This window comes from Streptomyces sp. NPDC107528, assembly GCF_055639295.1.
Window position 1 is genome coordinate 928,286 of sequence record NZ_JBVKAV010000001.1, and the last position, 15,471, is coordinate 943,756.

Annotated in this window: 13 protein-coding genes and 1 riboswitch; of the genes, 9 read left to right on the forward strand and 4 right to left on the reverse strand. The window is 72.8% G+C overall.

Annotated elements, in window-relative coordinates; translation table 11 throughout:
* Window positions 1-62 precede the first annotated feature (62 nt).
* Together ACZ7L5_RS04440 and ACZ7L5_RS04445 are read left to right on the forward strand one after the other, a co-directional pair.
* Window positions 63-1,166, forward strand: a complete 1,104-nt coding sequence (locus ACZ7L5_RS04440) for a sensor histidine kinase (RefSeq protein WP_471514288.1) — start codon at window positions 63-65, stop codon at window positions 1,164-1,166.
* A complete protein-coding gene (locus tag ACZ7L5_RS04445; RefSeq protein WP_471514290.1) occupies window positions 1,163-1,852 on the forward strand; it encodes a response regulator in 690 nt (229 codons plus the stop codon). Before ACZ7L5_RS04440 ends, ACZ7L5_RS04445 begins: the two co-directional genes overlap by 4 nt.
* On the opposite strand, the gene meaB is transcribed toward ACZ7L5_RS04445, so the two are convergent.
* Genes meaB through ACZ7L5_RS04460 form a run of 3 tightly spaced genes read right to left on the reverse strand, consistent with a single transcriptional unit; the run spans window position 1,801 to window position 6,829 of the window.
* Window positions 1,801-2,856, reverse strand: a complete 1,056-nt coding sequence (meaB, locus tag ACZ7L5_RS04450) for a methylmalonyl Co-A mutase-associated GTPase MeaB (RefSeq protein WP_471514292.1) — start codon at window positions 2,854-2,856, stop codon at window positions 1,801-1,803. The two genes, ACZ7L5_RS04445 and meaB, sit on opposite strands and share 52 nt — an antisense overlap.
* Complete coding sequence (gene scpA / locus ACZ7L5_RS04455; protein ID WP_471514295.1) at window positions 2,853-5,027, reverse strand: methylmalonyl-CoA mutase; 2,175 nt, start codon at window positions 5,025-5,027, stop codon at window positions 2,853-2,855. Before scpA ends, meaB begins: the two co-directional genes overlap by 4 nt.
* Complete coding sequence (locus tag ACZ7L5_RS04460) at window positions 5,027-6,829, reverse strand: methylmalonyl-CoA mutase family protein (RefSeq protein WP_471514297.1); 1,803 nt, start codon at window positions 6,827-6,829, stop codon at window positions 5,027-5,029. Before ACZ7L5_RS04460 ends, scpA begins: the two co-directional genes overlap by 1 nt.
* 141 nt (window positions 6,830-6,970) lie before the next feature.
* Window positions 6,971-7,151: riboswitch (cobalamin riboswitch) on the forward strand.
* 60 nt (window positions 7,152-7,211) lie between these two features.
* On the opposite strand from ACZ7L5_RS04460, the gene ACZ7L5_RS04465 reads away from it, so the two are divergent.
* The 6 genes from ACZ7L5_RS04465 to ACZ7L5_RS04490 all read left to right on the forward strand — a co-directional run bounded on the left by ACZ7L5_RS04465 (window position 7,212) and on the right by ACZ7L5_RS04490 (window position 13,335).
* Complete coding sequence (locus ACZ7L5_RS04465) at window positions 7,212-8,291, forward strand: ABC transporter substrate-binding protein (protein WP_471514299.1); 1,080 nt, start codon at window positions 7,212-7,214, stop codon at window positions 8,289-8,291.
* On the forward strand, window positions 8,288-9,304 hold the full coding sequence (locus tag ACZ7L5_RS04470) for a FecCD family ABC transporter permease (RefSeq protein ID WP_471514301.1): 1,017 nt from the start codon (window positions 8,288-8,290) through the stop codon (window positions 9,302-9,304). Before ACZ7L5_RS04465 ends, ACZ7L5_RS04470 begins: the two co-directional genes overlap by 4 nt.
* Window positions 9,301-10,080 carry an ABC transporter ATP-binding protein gene (locus ACZ7L5_RS04475; protein WP_471514303.1) on the forward strand — a complete coding sequence of 260 codons (780 nt, stop codon included), beginning with the start codon at window positions 9,301-9,303 and terminating at the stop codon, window positions 10,078-10,080. The genes ACZ7L5_RS04470 and ACZ7L5_RS04475 overlap by 4 nt, the downstream gene beginning before the upstream one ends.
* Window position 10,081: 1 nt before the next feature.
* The gene (locus ACZ7L5_RS04480; RefSeq protein ID WP_363038391.1) at window positions 10,082-10,441 is read left to right on the forward strand and encodes a (2Fe-2S) ferredoxin domain-containing protein; all 360 of its coding nucleotides are present in this window, start codon (window positions 10,082-10,084) and stop codon (window positions 10,439-10,441) included.
* A gap of 128 nt (window positions 10,442-10,569) precedes the next feature.
* Window positions 10,570-12,396: a gamma-glutamyltransferase family protein gene (locus ACZ7L5_RS04485; protein WP_471514305.1), complete on the forward strand. Its 1,827-nt coding sequence runs from the start codon at window positions 10,570-10,572 to the stop codon at window positions 12,394-12,396.
* A gap of 93 nt (window positions 12,397-12,489) precedes the next feature.
* Window positions 12,490-13,335: an inositol monophosphatase family protein gene (locus ACZ7L5_RS04490; protein WP_471514306.1), complete on the forward strand. Its 846-nt coding sequence runs from the start codon at window positions 12,490-12,492 to the stop codon at window positions 13,333-13,335.
* On the opposite strand, the gene ACZ7L5_RS04495 is transcribed toward ACZ7L5_RS04490, so the two are convergent.
* Window positions 13,271-13,876: a hypothetical protein gene (locus ACZ7L5_RS04495; protein WP_471514307.1), complete on the reverse strand. Its 606-nt coding sequence runs from the start codon at window positions 13,874-13,876 to the stop codon at window positions 13,271-13,273. The genes ACZ7L5_RS04490 and ACZ7L5_RS04495 overlap by 65 nt on opposite strands.
* Before the next feature lie 97 nt (window positions 13,877-13,973).
* On the opposite strand from ACZ7L5_RS04495, the gene ACZ7L5_RS04500 reads away from it, so the two are divergent.
* Complete coding sequence (locus tag ACZ7L5_RS04500; protein WP_471514516.1) at window positions 13,974-15,386, forward strand: phytoene desaturase family protein; 1,413 nt, start codon at window positions 13,974-13,976, stop codon at window positions 15,384-15,386.
* Window positions 15,387-15,471: the final 85 nt, after the last annotated feature.

The window sequence follows — 15,471 nt, forward strand, 5'->3', positions numbered from 1 at the left end:
GTAGTCGCAGAGCCGTCCACAGGGGTGACGTCGCTGTCGGTGGGGCCGTCTAGTGTGCGGGCATGAGTGAGCACCGGGTCACACGCGAGCGGCTCGTCGACGGGGCCGCCGGGGTCGTGGTCGGCGTGATCGTGCTGCTCGCCGCCGTGGCGGACGACCGTGCCGGACTCCTCGACTGCGCGCTGATCGCGCTCGGTTCGCTGGCCCTGGCCGCGCATCGCACCGCCCCGCGCGTGGTCCTCGCCGTCACCACCGGCGCTCTGCTCGCCGAAGTGCTCCACGCCGGGCCCGCCGCGACCCTGGCCATCCCCGTCGTGGGCGCGGTGCACACGGCGTCGCGAACCGGACACCGGGGCACCGCGGCGGCGACCGCCGCACTGTTCCTGGGCGGCTATGCAGCGGCGGGTTCGGCGACCTCGGCCATCGCTCAGGAAACGCTGCTGCTGGCCGGCTGGTTCCTGTGTGCGGTGGTGACGGGCCTCGCCGACCGCAACTGGCAGGCGTATCTGCGCCAGACGGAACAGCGCGCCCTGGAGGCCGAACGCACCCGGGAGGAGGCAGCGTTGCGCAGGGCGGGCGAGGAACGACTGCGGATAGCGAGGGAGTTGCACGACTCCCTCACGCACAGCATCTCGATCGTCAAGCTCCAGGCGGGCGTCGCCGTGCACCTCGCCCGCAAGCGCCGCGAGGAGGTGCCGCCCGCTCTCCTCGCCATCCAGGAGGCGAGCGGCGAGGCCATGCGCGAGCTGCGGGCCACGCTGGAGGTGCTGCGCACCGACGAGTCGACGGGCACACCGGCGCTGCTCGTGGAGCGGGCGCGGGCTGCGGGGCTCGCGGTCGACCTGAGGGTGACGGGGGAGGAGCGGCCACTGCCCGCGACGGTCGACCGGGCCATGTACCGCATCGTCCAGGAGGCGCTGACGAACGCGGCCCGGCACGCGGGACCGGCGAAGGTGAGCGTTCAACTCGCTTACGACAGCGGTGACTTGACGATACGCGTCGAGGACGACGGGGCCGCCGACCCGTCCCGTCCGCCCACCCCCGGCATCGGCCTGACCGGCATGCGCGAACGCGTCACGGCCCTCGGCGGCACTCTGGACGCCGCCCCGCGCGAGGAGGGCGGCTTCGCGGTGCGGGCACGGCTGCCCGTGGGGGAGGCGGGATGACGGACGGTGTGATCAGGGTGGTCCTGGTCGACGACCAGGCGCTGATGCGGGCCGGCTTCCGGGCCCTGCTGGACGCCGAGGACGGCATCGACGTGGTCGGCGAGGCGGCGGACGGTGAGCGGGGCCTGGCGCTGATCCGCGCGCAGGTGCCCGACATCGCGCTGATCGACGTACAGATGCCGGTGATGACGGGCATCGAGACGACCCGCCACATCGCCGCCGACCCGGCCCTGTCCGGAGTCCGCGTCGTGATCCTCACCAACTACGGCCACGACGAGTACGTCTTCGAGGCACTGCGGGCCGGTGCGAGCGGATTCCTGCTGAAGGACACCGAACCGGCCGACCTGCTCCAGGCGATCGAGGTGGTGGCGGGCGGCGAGGCGTTGCTGTCGCCGTCGGTGACGCGCACCCTGATCGGTGAGTTCGTCTCGCGGCCGCCCGACCGGGCCACGGCGCCCGGCCTGGAGTGCCTGACCCGCCGCGAGCGTGAGGTGACGGCGCTGGCGGCGCGCGGGCTCACCAACGAGGAGATCGCCGCGCACATGGTGATCAGCCCGTTCACGGCGAAGACCCACATCAGCAGGGCGATGACGAAGCTCGGCGCCCGCGACCGGGCCCAACTCGTCGTGTTCGCCTACGAGTCGGGGCTGGTGGCTCCGCGGGGTTCCGACGCGTCGGCGTGCTGAGCCGCCGGGCCCGACGGCCGTCCCGACGGTGCCACCTCGAACGCCGCGAGGATCCGCTCGGCGGCCAGCGTCGCCGTCAACTCGCCGTTCCTGACCTGCTGTTCCAGTGTCGGCGCGAGCGCCCGGACCGCCGGGTCGGCGTGCAGGCGGCCGAGGAGTTCGTCGCGGACCATGGTCCACGTCCAGTCGACCTGCTGGTCACGGCGCTTGGCGGCGAGCCGGCCGGTGGTGTCGAGCAGGGCCCGGTGCTGTTCGAGCCGGTCCCACACGCCGTCCAGGCCGATCGACTCGCGTCCGCTGCAGTGCAGGACGGGCGGCGTCCAGGCGGCGTCCTTGCCGTGCATCAGCCTGAGCGCGCCCGCCAGTTCGCGCGCGGCGGCCCGCGCGTCGCGCTCATGGGGGCCGTCCGCCTTGTTGACGGCGAGCACGTCGGCCAGCTCCAGGACACCCTTTTTGATGCCTTGGAGCTGGTCGCCGGTGCGGGCAAGGGTGAGCAGCAGGAAGGAGTCGACCATGTTCGCGACCGCGGTCTCCGACTGGCCCACCCCGACCGTCTCCACCAGCACCACGTCGTAGCCCGCGGCCTCCATCACCACGATCGACTCGCGGGTGGCCTTGGCAACCCCGCCCAGCGTGCCGGCGGTGGGGGAGGGGCGGATGAACGCGGCCGCGTCGACCGACAGCCGCTCCATCCTCGTCTTGTCGCCCAGGATCGAACCGCCCGTACGACTGGACGACGGGTCCACGGCCAGCACCGCGACCCGGTGGCCGAGCGCGGTGAGCATCGTGCCGAACGCGTCGATGAACGTCGACTTCCCGACCCCCGGCACCCCGCTGACGCCGATCCGCCGGGCCCGCCCGCTGTGCGGCAGCAGCTCGGTCAGCAACTGCTGGGCCAGCACCCGGTGCTGAGGGCGGGTGGACTCGACGAGCGTGATGGCGCGTGCGACGACCGCCCGCTTCCCGTCGAGAACACCCTTCACATACGCGTCGAGATCGATCACAGCTCGTGCCCGAGGTCGGCACCCAGCCGCTGCACCAGGTCGAAGGCCGCGTCCGGGATCACCGTCCCGGGCGGAAACACCGCAGCCGCGCCCATCTCCAGCAGCGTCGTGACGTCCTGCGGCGGGATCACTCCGCCGACCACGATCATGATGTCCTCGCGGCCCTCCTCGGCCAGCGCCTCCTTGAGCGCCGGGACGAGGGTGAGGTGGCCTGCGGCCAGCGACGACACCCCGACGATGTGCACGTCGGCCTCGACGGCCTGGCGGGCCACCTCGGCCGGGGTCTGGAACAGCGGGCCGACGTCGACGTCGAAGCCGAGGTCGGCGAAGGCGGTGGCGATCACCTTCTGGCCGCGGTCGTGGCCGTCCTGGCCCATCTTGGCGACCAGGATGCGCGGGCGGCGGCCCTCGGCCTCCTCGAAGTCGGACACGAGGGTGCGGGTGCGGTCCACGGACGGCGACTCCCCGGCTTCGTTGCGGTACACGCCGGTGATGGTACGGATCTGGCTCGCGTGCCGGCCGTACACCTTCTCCAGGGCGTCCGAGATCTCCCCGACGGTGGCCTTCGCGCGGGCCGCGTTCACCGCGAGCTCCAGCAGGTTGCCCTCGCCGCCGGCGGCCCGGGTGAGCGCGTCCAGCGCGTCCTGGCACGCCGTCTCGTCCCGCTCCGCCCGCAGCCGCCGCAGCTTCTCGATCTGCTGGGCGCGCACGGAGGAGTTGTCGACCTTGAGCACGTCGATCTGCTCGTCGCTGTCGACGCGGTACTTGTTGACGCCGATGACCGGCTGCCGTCCGGAGTCGATCCGGGCCTGGGTGCGGGCCGCGGCCTCCTCGATGCGCAGCTTGGGGATGCCGGCGTCGATCGCCTTGGCCATGCCGCCCGCCTGCTCGACCTCCTGGATGTGCTGCCAGGCACGGCGGGCGAGGTCGTACGTCAGCTTCTCCACATAGGCGCTGCCGCCCCACGGGTCGATGACCCGGGTCGTGCCCGACTCCTGCTGGATCATCAGCTGGGTGTTGCGCGCGATGCGGGCCGAGAAGTCGGTCGGCAGCGCGAGCGCCTCGTCGAGGGCGTTGGTGTGCAGCGACTGCGTGTGGCCCTGCGTCGCGGCCATCGCCTCGACACATGTGCGCGTGACGTTGTTGAACACGTCCTGCGCGGTCAGCGACCAGCCCGAGGTCTGCGAATGGGTGCGCAGGGACAGCGACTTGGAGTTCTGCGGGTCGAACTGCTTCACCAGCTTCGCCCACAGCAGCCGCGCCGCCCGCAGCTTGGCGACCTCCATGAAGAAGTTCATGCCGATCGCCCAGAAGAACGACAGCCGGGGCGCGAACGCGTCCACGTCCAGGCCCGCCTCACGGCCCGCGCGGATGTACTCCACCCCGTCCGCGAGCGTGTACGCCAGCTCCAGGTCGGCCGTGGCACCGGCCTCCTGGATGTGGTACCCGGAGATGGAGATCGAGTTGTAGCGCGGCATCCGCTGCGAGGTGAAGGCGAAGATGTCGGAGATGATCCGCATCGACGGCTTCGGCGGATAGATGTAGGTGTTGCGGACCATGAACTCCTTGAGGATGTCGTTCTGAATGGTCCCGGCCAGCTTCTCGGGCGGTACGCCCTGTTCCTCCGCCGCCACGATGTACAGCGCCAGCACCGGCAGCACGGCGCCGTTCATCGTCATCGACACGGTCATCTTGTCCAGCGGGATGCCGTCGAAGAGCTGGCGCATGTCGTAGATCGAGTCGATCGCCACGCCCGCCATGCCGACGTCGCCCGTCACACGCGGGTGGTCGCTGTCGTAGCCCCGGTGGGTCGGCAGGTCGAAGGCGACCGACAGGCCCTTCTGGCCGGCGGCCAGGTTGCGCCGGTAGAACGCGTTGGACTCCTCGGCGGTCGAGAAGCCCGCGTACTGGCGGATCGTCCAGGGCTGGTTGACGTACATCGTCGGGTACGGGCCGCGCAGATACGGCGCCATGCCCGGGTAGGTGCCCAGGAAGTCCAGGCCCTCCAGGTCACGGCCGGTGTACAGCGGCTTGACCGCGATGCCTTCCGGGGTCTCCCACAGGGGCTCGTCCCCGCCAGTGGCCTGCTTGACGGCCGTGCGCCACTCGTCGGCGCCGCCCGCGGCGGCCGGGGTCCCCAGCTCGATCCCGGAGAAGTCGGGGATTCCCATCAGGACACTCCCATGCGGTCGAGGGCGGCGGACAGCACGGCGACCGCGTCGCAGCCCGCGAAGACGTAACTGTCGACATCGGTGTACTGCCCGGGGCGGCCCGCGAGGAACACGTGTGTGGCGCCCGCCGACCTGAACTCGGCGGCCTCGGCCTCGGCCTGCTCCTCGTAGAGGGCGTCACTGGAGCACAGGCACACCTCCGTGGCGCCGCTCTCCTCGAAGGTGCCCTCGGTGACCGGCTCGACGCCGCCCGCCTGGAAGAGGTTCGAGGCGAAGGTGAGGCGTGCGGTGTGCGCGGCGGCCGGGCCGAGCGCGGCCAGGAAGATCCGCGGCCGGGAGCCCGTGGCGGCCAGGTGGGCGTCGGAGCGGGCGCGCAGTGCCTCGTACGCCTCGTCGCGGCGGACCCGCGGGAGGCCGCCGGACCGGGGCTCCGGCGCGGGCGCACGCTCCACGGGCGGCTCGGTGAGGTTCGGGAACTCGCTGACGCCGGTGATCGGTTCGCGCCGCTTGGCGAGCTTGCCGGTGCGCGCCTGCCACGTCTCGGCGAGGTCCTGGCCCAGCTGGCCGGAGCGCAACGCGGCCGCCTGGCCGCCGGCCTGCTCGATCCGCTGGAAGAACGCCCAGCCCGCCCGGGCCAGTTCGTCGGTGAGGGACTCCACGTACCAGGAGCCGCCCGCCGGGTCGATCACCCGGGCGAGGTGCGACTCCTCGATGAGGATGGTCGAGGTGTTGCGGGCGATACGCCGCGCGAACGCGTCCGGCAGGCCGAGCGCGTGGTCGAAGGGCAGCACGGTCACGGCGTCGGCGCCGCCGACCCCGGCGGCCAGCGTGGCGACCGTCGTGCGCAGCATGTTCACCCAGGGGTCCCGGCGCGTCATCATCACCGGCGAGGTGACGGCGTGCTGCACCTGAGCGCTGGGCGCCCCGCAGACCTCGGTCACCCGCGCCCACAGCCGGCGCGCGGCCCGCAGCTTGGCGATCGTCAGGAACTGGTCGGCGGTGGCCGCATAGCGGAACTCCAGCTGGGCGCAGGCCTGTTCGGCCGTCAGCCCCGCCTCGGTGAGCTCGCGCAGATACGCGACACCGGTCGCCAGCGAGGAGCCCAGCTCCTGGGCGGCCGAGCCACCGGCCTCGTGGTACGGCAGCGCGTCCACGGTCAGCGCCCGCAGCCCCGGGTACTCCTCGGCGCACTGCCGGGCCAGCGCGGCGACCGGCGCGAACTGTGAGGACGTGCCCGTACGGGCCTCATGGCCGAGCGGGTCGGCGCCGAGGTTGCCGCGTGCCGCCTCCTTGGCGACGCCCCGCTCCGCGTACTGGCGCAGCAGCTCCCGTGCGGCGGGCTCCACGTCGGCGCCGGCGTCGAGGACGACGGGGGCCAGGTCGAGATAGACACCCTCCAGGGCCCGGCCGAGCGACGACACCGGGATGCCGGCCTCGCCGAGGACCAGCCAGAGCGAGGTGACGCCGTTCTCCAGGTCCGCGAGCACCAGGCCGTCCGTGAGCGCCGTGTGCCGCTGCCGCAGGTCCCAGCCGCCGGCCGTGCTGCCCTCGGCGCGACCGCCGCGGACGAACGGGGCGAATCCGGGCAGGCCGGGATCGGGCGCGGCTTCGCGCGAGGTGTAGAGGGGGCGGGTGCGCAGCCCGTCCTCCAACGCAGTGGACAGGGCGTCTTCCGCAGCCGGGCCCGAGACGTCCTTGCCCGACTTGCGCAGCACGCCTTCCACCAGGCGTTGCCATTGCTCATGGGTTGCGTCAGGGAACTCGGCGGCCAGCGAGAGCCCGTCGTCAGGCAGGACCGTCATGCTCGGATGCTAGGTCAGATCATCAAAGGAGCAGCAGAGGGCACGGCTGTGACCTTGCCCTCTTCCAGGTTGTGACCTGAGTCTCCGCACCCTGTCGAGCCTCCGGAAACCCGGACGAACGACCCGGCCACGAGCTGGGCTTGATAGCCTCCGGGAGCCAGTCGAGCCACACCCGAGGCCAGGGAATCCGGTGCGAATCCGGAACTGACGCGCAGCGGTGAGGGGGACCGGCGGGGCACAGACGCACGCCACTGGGAGACCGGGAAGGCGCCCCGTCGGGACGAACCCGAGTCCGAAGACCTGCTGGCACCTCCACGCCCCCGCGCGGAGGACGTCCGTAGGCCAGGCTCCGCGTACGAGCCCCGACAACCGAGGCACGCCTGTGTACCGTTTTGCCCTCCGTCCCGCCGCCCTGCTGCTCGCGCCCGCCCTCCTGCTCACCGCGTGCGGCGGCTCGGGAAGCGGCAGCGCCGAGGACACCGGGAAGTCCGCCGCCGCGGGCTACCCCGTCACCCTCGACAACTGCGGCCACAAGGTCACCCTGAAGGCGCCCCCGAAGCGGGCCGTGTCCCTCAACCAGGGCACCACGGAGATCCTGCTCTCCCTCGGCCTCGCCGACCGGGTGGTCGGCACGTCGACCTGGACCGACCCGGTCATGAAGGGCCTGGAGAAGGCGAACGCCTCCGTGCCGCGGCTCGCGGACAACGCGCCCTCCTTCGAGAAGGTCCTGGACGCCGACCCCGACTTCGTGGCCTCCTCCTTCGTCTCCACCCTCGGCAAGGGCGGCGTCGCCACCCGCGAGCAGTTCGAGGAGCTGGACGTGCCCACCTACGTCTCGCCCTCCGACTGCTCGGCGGGCAAGGACAACGACAGCGGCGGCGACGGCTCGCGCTCCACCCCGCTCACCCTCGACACCGTGTACGGCGAGATACGCGACCTGGCCCGCGCGTTCGGCGTCGCCGACCGCGGCGAGAAGCTCGTCGCCGAGCTGAAGGAGCGGGTGCGCAAGTCCATCGCCCAGCTGGACGCCTCCGATGTCACCCTCATGTACTGGTTCGCCAACTCCCAGTCGCCCTACCTCGCGGGCTGCTGCGGCGCGCCGGGTGCCATCACCCGCGCCGTCGGCGCGCGCAACGCCTTCTCCGACACCCACGACGAGTGGCCCCAGATCGGCTGGGAGACCGTCGCCGACCGCGACCCCGACGTCCTCGTGATCGGCGACCTCACGCGCAAGCAGCAGACCGCGGAGACCGCCGGGGCCAAGATCCGCTTCCTGGAAACAGACCCCGCCACCCGCAATCTGACCGCCGTGAAGAAGAAGCGGTACGTCCTGCTCAGCGGGCAGGCGATGAACCCGTCCATCCGCACGGTCGAAGGGATCGAGAAGGTCGCCGCGGCCCTGCGCGACTTCGGGCTCGCCGGGCCCGCCGGGCCCGCAGGACCCTCAGGACCCGCCAAGTGAGCGTCCGTACGCCGCTGCTGACCCTCGGCGGCCTGGCGGCGCTGCTCGCGTCGGTCGCCGTCGCCGTGACGATCGGGCCGGCCGACATCTCCACGGCGGACGTGTGGGCGTCCGTGGCCGCCCATCTCGGCCTCGGCGAGGGCAGGTTGGCGCCGCTGCGGGACGGCATCGTGTGGAACCTGCGCATGCCGCGCACGCTGCTCGCCGCCGTGTGCGGGGCCGGGCTCGCCGTGTGCGGGGCGGTCATGCAGTCGCTGCTGCGCAATCCGCTGGCCGATCCGTTCGTCCTCGGCGTGTCCTCCGGCGCGTCCACGGGAGCGGTCGCCGTGGTCGTGCTGGGGGCCGGCGGGGGAGTGCTCTCGCTGTCGTCGGGTGCCTTCCTCGGCGCGCTGCTCTCCTTCGCCATGGTGCTGCTGCTCAGCCACGTCCTCGGCGGCAGCACGGACCGGGTCGTGCTGTCCGGGGTCGCGGCCATGCAGCTGTTCTCCGCGCTGACCTCGTTCATCGTGCTGACCTCCGCCGACGCCGAGACCACCCGGGGCGTGCTGTTCTGGCTGCTGGGCTCGCTCACCGGCGCCGACTGGGGACAGGTCCTGCTGTGCGCCGCCGTACTGGCCGTGGTCCTCGCCCTCTGCCTCGGGTACGCCCGCACCCTGGACGCCTTCGCCTTCGGGGACGACGCCGCCGCCGGACTCGGCGTCCGCGTCGCCCGCACCCGGCTGGTCCTGCTCTGCGCGACCGCACTGCTCACCGCCGCCCTGGTCAGCTGCGCCGGCGCGATCGGCTTCGTCGGCCTGGTCCTGCCGCACGCCACCCGGGCCCTCACCGGCTCCGGCCACGCCCGTCTGCTGCCGGTCACGGCACTGACCGGAGCCGTCTTCCTGGTGTGGGTGGACACCGTCGCCCGCACCATCCTCGACCCCCAGGAGGTCCCCGTGGGCGTCGTCACGTCCCTCATCGGCGTACCGGCCTTCATCGCCGTGCTCTACCGAGGACGGAGGACGGCGGCATGACCAGCCTGCGCGCGGACCGTGTCGTACGGCGCCTCGGCGACAAGGTCGTCGACGGCGTCACCCTCACCCTGACTCCCGGCGAGACCGTCGGCCTGCTCGGCCCCAACGGGTCCGGCAAGTCGACCCTGTTGAGACTCCTCGCCGGGGTGCTCGCCCCCACGGCCGGGGTCGTCTCCCTGGACGGACGCCCGCTGCCCGAGGCCGGCCGCCGCGCCACCGCCCGGCGGGTCGCCACCGTCGAACAGCACGCCCACACCCAGACCGAACTGACCGTCCGCGACGTCGTCGCCCTCGGCCGCATCCCGCACCGCCGTGCCTGGACGCCACCGACGGCCGCCGACGCCGAGGCCGTCACCGCGGCCCTCGCCCGCACCGGCCTCACCGACCGGGCCGCCCAGTCCTGGCACAGCCTCTCCGGCGGCGAACGCCAACGCACCCAGATCGCCCGCGCGCTCGCCCAGGAACCCCGCGAGCTCCTGCTCGACGAACCCACCAACCACCTCGACATCCAGCACCAACTCGACCTGCTGGCCCTCGTCGCGAACCTCCCGGTCACCACCGTGATCGCCCTGCACGACCTCAACCTCGCCGCGATGTACTGCGACCGCCTGCTCGTGCTGCGCGAAGGACGCGCGGTCGCCGAGGGCACCCCGGCAGACGTGCTGACACCGGCGCTCATCGAGCAGGTCTACGGCGTCCGTGCCGAGGTCACCGACGACCCCGGCCACCCGGTGATCCGCTTCCTGCGCCCGGCCGGCCCCGTGGGGCGGTGCTGACGTGCGGACACCCTCGGAACAGCCGGTGCCCAGCCGGATCGTGGTGTGCCGGGACTGCTGCTGCGGCACCCCGAAGGTGCCCGGAGTCGATCACGCGCAGCAGACCGCGCGACTCGCCGAGAACGCGCCGGTGCGCATCTCCGACTGCCTCGGCGTGTGCGAACACGCCAATGTGATCGTCGTCCAGCCCTCCGCCGCGGGCCGCGCCGCAGGCGGCCGTCCCGTCTGGCTCGGCCTCGTCAACGATCCCGACGCCACCGAGGACATCATCACCTGGGTCAGGGCCGGCGGCCCCGGCGTCGCACCCTGCCCCGACGTGCTCGACCTCTACACCTTCACTCCGCCCAGGCGCGCACGATGAATCGGACGATCACTCACGGGCCACTCACCACTCACACCGAACCAGCCCCGGCGGAAGGTTGAACCTCGAACGGGTAGTCCCTGAAGATCGGATGGACCGATCCGCGCGACAGCGAGGTGTCAGACCCGATGTTCACCACCCGCCCCACCCTCCAAGGCACGTTCGGCATGGTGTCCTCCACCCACTGGCTCGCCTCGCAGTCGGCGATGGCCGTACTGGAGGGCGGCGGCAACGCGTTTGACGCCGCCGTGGCGGGCGCGTTCGTGCTGCACGTCGTCGAGCCGCATCTCAACGGCCCGGCCGGCGAGGTGCCGATCCTGATCGCCCCGGCGGACGGCGAGGTGCGGGTGGTGTGCGGGCAGGGCGTGGCGCCCGCCGGGGCGACCGTCGCGCACTACCGGGGGCTAGGACTGGACCTCGTACCCGGGACCGGACCGCTCGCCGCCGCCGTGCCCGGCGCCTTCGACGCCTGGATGCTGCTGCTGCGGGACCACGGCACCAGGCCGCTCGCCGACGTGCTCAAGTACGCCATCGGGTACGCCGAACACGGGCACGCGCCCGTGGAGCGGGTCGGCGAGACCGTCGAGACCGTGCGGGAACTGTTCGAGACGGAGTGGCCGTCGTCGGCCGACGTGTACCTGCGGGACGGCAAGGCGCCCCGGCCCGGGGAGCTGTTTCGCAATCCCGCCCTCGCCGCCACCTGGAAGCGGCTGCTCGACGAGGTCGCCGGGGCCGGGGACCGGGTCGCGCAGATCGAGGCCGCGCGGGAGGTGTGGCGCTCCGGTTTCATCGCCGAGGCCCTCGCACGGCAGGCCCGGCGCCCCACGATGGACACCAGCGGCGAGCGGCACTCCGGCACACTCACGGCCGCCGACCTCGCCGCCTGGTCCGCGACCTACGAGGCACCGGCGACGTATGAGTGGAACGGCTGGACCGTGTGCAAGGCCGGCCCCTGGAGCCAGGGCCCGGTCCTCCTCCAGCAGCTCGCGCTCCTCCCGCCCGAACTGCCCCGGTACGGGTCCGCCGAGTACGTCCATCTGCTGATCGAGGGCTGCAAGCTGGCCATGGCCGACCGGGAGGCCTGGTACGGCGACGCGGCCGACGTACCGCTCGCCGCGCTGCTGTCCGACCGGTACAACGCGGACCGGCGGGAGCTGGTCGGCGAGAAGGCCTCCCACGAGCTGCGGCCCGGCAGCCCGGGCGGCCTCGCCCCGCGGCTGTGCGCGCACGCGCGCGTGGCGGCGGCCGAAGGGCCCGGCCTCGACGCGCTGGGCGGCGGGGAACCGACGGTCGCCAAGCGGCCGACCTCCCCGGTGCCGGGCGAGCCCGAGGTCTTTGCCGACGGGGGCACCCGCGGTGACACCTGCCACCTCGACATCGTCGACCGGTGGGGCAACATGATCGCGGCCACGCCCAGCGGCGGCTGGCTCCAGTCCAACCCCGTCGTGCCCGAACTGGGCTTCCCGCTCGGCACCCGGCTGCAGATGACCTGGCTGGAGGAGGGCCTGCCGAACTCGCTCACCCCGGGCCGGCGGCCCCGCACCACCCTCACGCCCTCCGTCGCCCTGCGCGACGGCGTGCCCGTCATGGCCTTCGGCACGCCCGGCGGGGACCAGCAGGACCAGTGGCAGCTGCACTTCCTCCTCGCGGTCGCCCTGCGCTCCCCGGTCCGCGGCGGCCTTGACCTCCAGGGCGCGATCGACGCCCCGAACTGGCACAACGACAGCTTCCCCGGCTCCTTCTTCCCGCGCGGCATGCGACCGGGGAGCGTCACGGTGGAGTCCCGGATGGACGCCGGGGTGGTGGCGGAGCTACGGCGGCGTGGTCACGCGGTGACCATCGGTGACGACTGGTCGGAGGGCCGGCTGTGCGCCGTCGCGAGGGACCCGGAGACCGGTGTCCTGTCGGCGGCGGCGAATCCGCGGGGGATGCAGGGGTACGCGGTAGGTCGCTGACCTGCCGATATCGGCACCACGAGTTCACGGCGATGCCATCCGCCGTCCACCCGGCGGGCGGGGGTTGTCAGTGGGACGTGCTCTTATGGAGGGGTGATCGAAAACAACGAAACCATCGACGAGTTTCTCGCACAGCACGCGGCAGACGTGGAAGAAGCGGTCCGCAAGGCGGCCGCGGCCGAGATCATGCCCCGCTTCCGGCAGCTCGCCGCCCACGAGGTCGACCAGAAGAGCGGACCGCACGACCTGGTGACCGACGCCGACCGGCTGGCCGAGCAGTACCTCACCGAGGCGCTCGGCGCACTCCTGCCCGGCTCGGTCGTGGTCGGCGAGGAGGCGGTGCACGCGAACCCCGCGTCGTACGACGCGATATGCGGCGACGCCCCGGTCTGGATCGTCGACCCCGTCGACGGCACCCGCCAGTTCGTGCACGGGGACGACGGCTTCTGCACCCTGGTCGCGCTCGCCCGGCACGGCGTCCTGCTCGCCTCCTGGACCTACGCCCCGGCCCGCGACCAACTGGCCACGGCGGTAAGGGGCAAGGGCGCCTTCCTGGACGGCGGGCGACTGCAGTCCGGCGCGCCGGATCCCGGCCGTGACCTGCGGGTGGCCACGTCCCACCCGGACTACACGACCGACGAGCAGAAGCAGGCGTTGCTCGGCCTGTGGACCGAGGGCGTACAGCCCCGCGCCTGCGGTTCGGCGGGGCTGGAGTATCTCGCCGTCGCCCGGGGCGAGTTGGACGCGACCGCGTTCAGCTGGGAGGCCGCCTGGGACCACGCGGCGGGCATCCTCCTCGTCGAGGAGGCGGGCGGCGCCCACCGGACCCGCACGGGCGAGCCGTTCCGCATCACGGGCGGCAACGATCTGCCGTTCACGACGGCCCGGGACGCGGCCACGGCTCGGCGGGTGGTGGAACTGCTGTCGGGCGGAGCCTGATCTGCGGGTGGGAGCGGCCGCCGACACGCAGGTCGACCACCTCGAACTCCGCGCGTGTGCCGTCCCCGGGCCACTGGCACCCCGTTTCCAGCAGCGCCGCGGCGTCCACGAAGCCCAGGGCGGGCAGACCCACGTCGACGAACACGCCCGTCACCCCGGGCCCCCAGGGTGACCTGGTGAAGGTGCCGGTCAGACGCGTGCCGACGGGCAGGGGACCGCTGTCGTGCCGCACCTCGCACCGGCGGTGGGACCGGGCGCGGCCCCACGCGAGGTCGAACTCCCGACGGTCCACCGGCCGTGCGTCCGGCGGCTCCACGACCGGTTCTCGCGCCGGCACCCCGTACACGACCTCGTACAGCCGAACGCCCCAGTCCCCGCACGTCTGCCGGGCCATGGCGAGCTCTGCGGCCTCGACGGCGACCACCGGCAGCGAGGCGTGCCCCCGGAACGACATCTGCCGCACCACCCGGCCCGTGGCCCCTACCTCGAACCAGTGCCGGACATCGTCCTCGGGCACGTGGATGAGAAAGCGGCGCGTCACCCGGCGGACCTTACCCGTGCCCCGAGGCTGTCAGCGGCCCGGCATATCCTGACCCTCAATGGCCATCGGCTGACGAAGGAGTCCGAAGGTGCCGTCGATGCTCGATGCGGTCGTGGTGGGTGCGGGGCCGAACGGACTGACGGCTGCCGTGGAGCTGGCCCGTCGCGGCTTTTCCGTGGCCGTGTTCGAGGCGCGTGACACGGTCGGCGGAGGAGCCCGCACCGAGGAGCTGACCCTCCCCGGCTTCCGGCACGACCCGTGCTCCGCCGCGCACCCCCTCGGTATCAACTCGCCCGTGTTCCGGACCATGCCGCTCGACCGCTACGGCCTCGAGTGGCTGCACGCCGAGCTGCCCATGGCCCACCCCTTCGCCGACGGCACCGCGGCCGTGCTGGCCCGGTCGGTCGCCGAGACCGCCGCCTCCTTCGGCCCGCGCGACGCGGGCACGTACCGCAGGCTGGTGGATCCGTTCCTGAGCAAGTGGGACACGCTGGCCCGCGACTTCATGTCCCTGCCCCTCACCGCGCTCCCCCGGGACCCGGTGACGCTCGCCAGGTTCGGCCTGGTCGGGCTGCCGCCGTCGACGTGGCTGATGCGGCGCTTCCGCGACGAGCGGGCCAGGACCCTGTTCGCCGGCCTCGTCGCGCACGTCATGGCGCCGCTGGGCGGCTTCGCCACCGGCGCCATCGGCCTGGTCTTCGCCCTCGCCGCGCACGCCCGCGGCTGGCCCGTGGCCCGCGGCGGCTCCCAGTCCATCTCCGACGCCCTCACCGCCTATCTCAAGGACCTCGGCGGCACCGTCCACACCGACTACGAGGTCAAGCGGCTCGACGATCTGCCGCCCGCGCGGGCGTACGTCTTCGACACCTCGCCCACCGCGCTGGCCCGCATCGCCGGCTTCGGCCGCTACTACGAGGGCTTCCGCTACGGCCCCGGCGTCTTCAAGATCGACTACGCGCTGGACGGCCCGGTGCCGTGGACGTCGCCGGACGCCCGCCGCGCGGGCACCGTGCAGATCGGCGGGAGCAGCGCGGAGATCGCCACCGCGCTGCGCGCCGCGTCCCGGGAGGGCCGGGCACCCGGCAAGCCGTTCATGATCACGGTGCAGCCCGGTGTCGTCGACCCGACCCGGGCCCCCGCGGGCAAGCAGGTCTTCTGGGCGTACGGGCACGTGCCGAACGGCTGGACCGGAGACCTCACCGACGCCCTCGAACGTCAACTGGAGCGTTACGCCCCGGGGTTCCGCGACCGCGTCCTTGCCCGCGCGACGGCGGGCCCGGCCGAACTCGTCGCCCGCAACGCCAACTACATCGGCGGCGACATCGGCTCCGGCGCGGCCTCCGGACTCCAACTTCTGCTTCGGCCCAAGCTGTCGCTCTTCCCCTACCGCACCCCGCACCCGGCGGTCTTCATCTGCTCGTCGGCCACCCCGCCCGGTCCCGGCGTGCACGGCATGTCCGGGCACAACGCGGCCAAGGCGGTGTGGCGGCGGCTGCGGCAGGAGCCCTGAGGCCGAGCCTGCTCAAACGACCCACCTTTACCGGTAGTTGGGGCCGTGCCGTAAGAGAAATCCGTGTTCTCTTTGTCACTTCTCT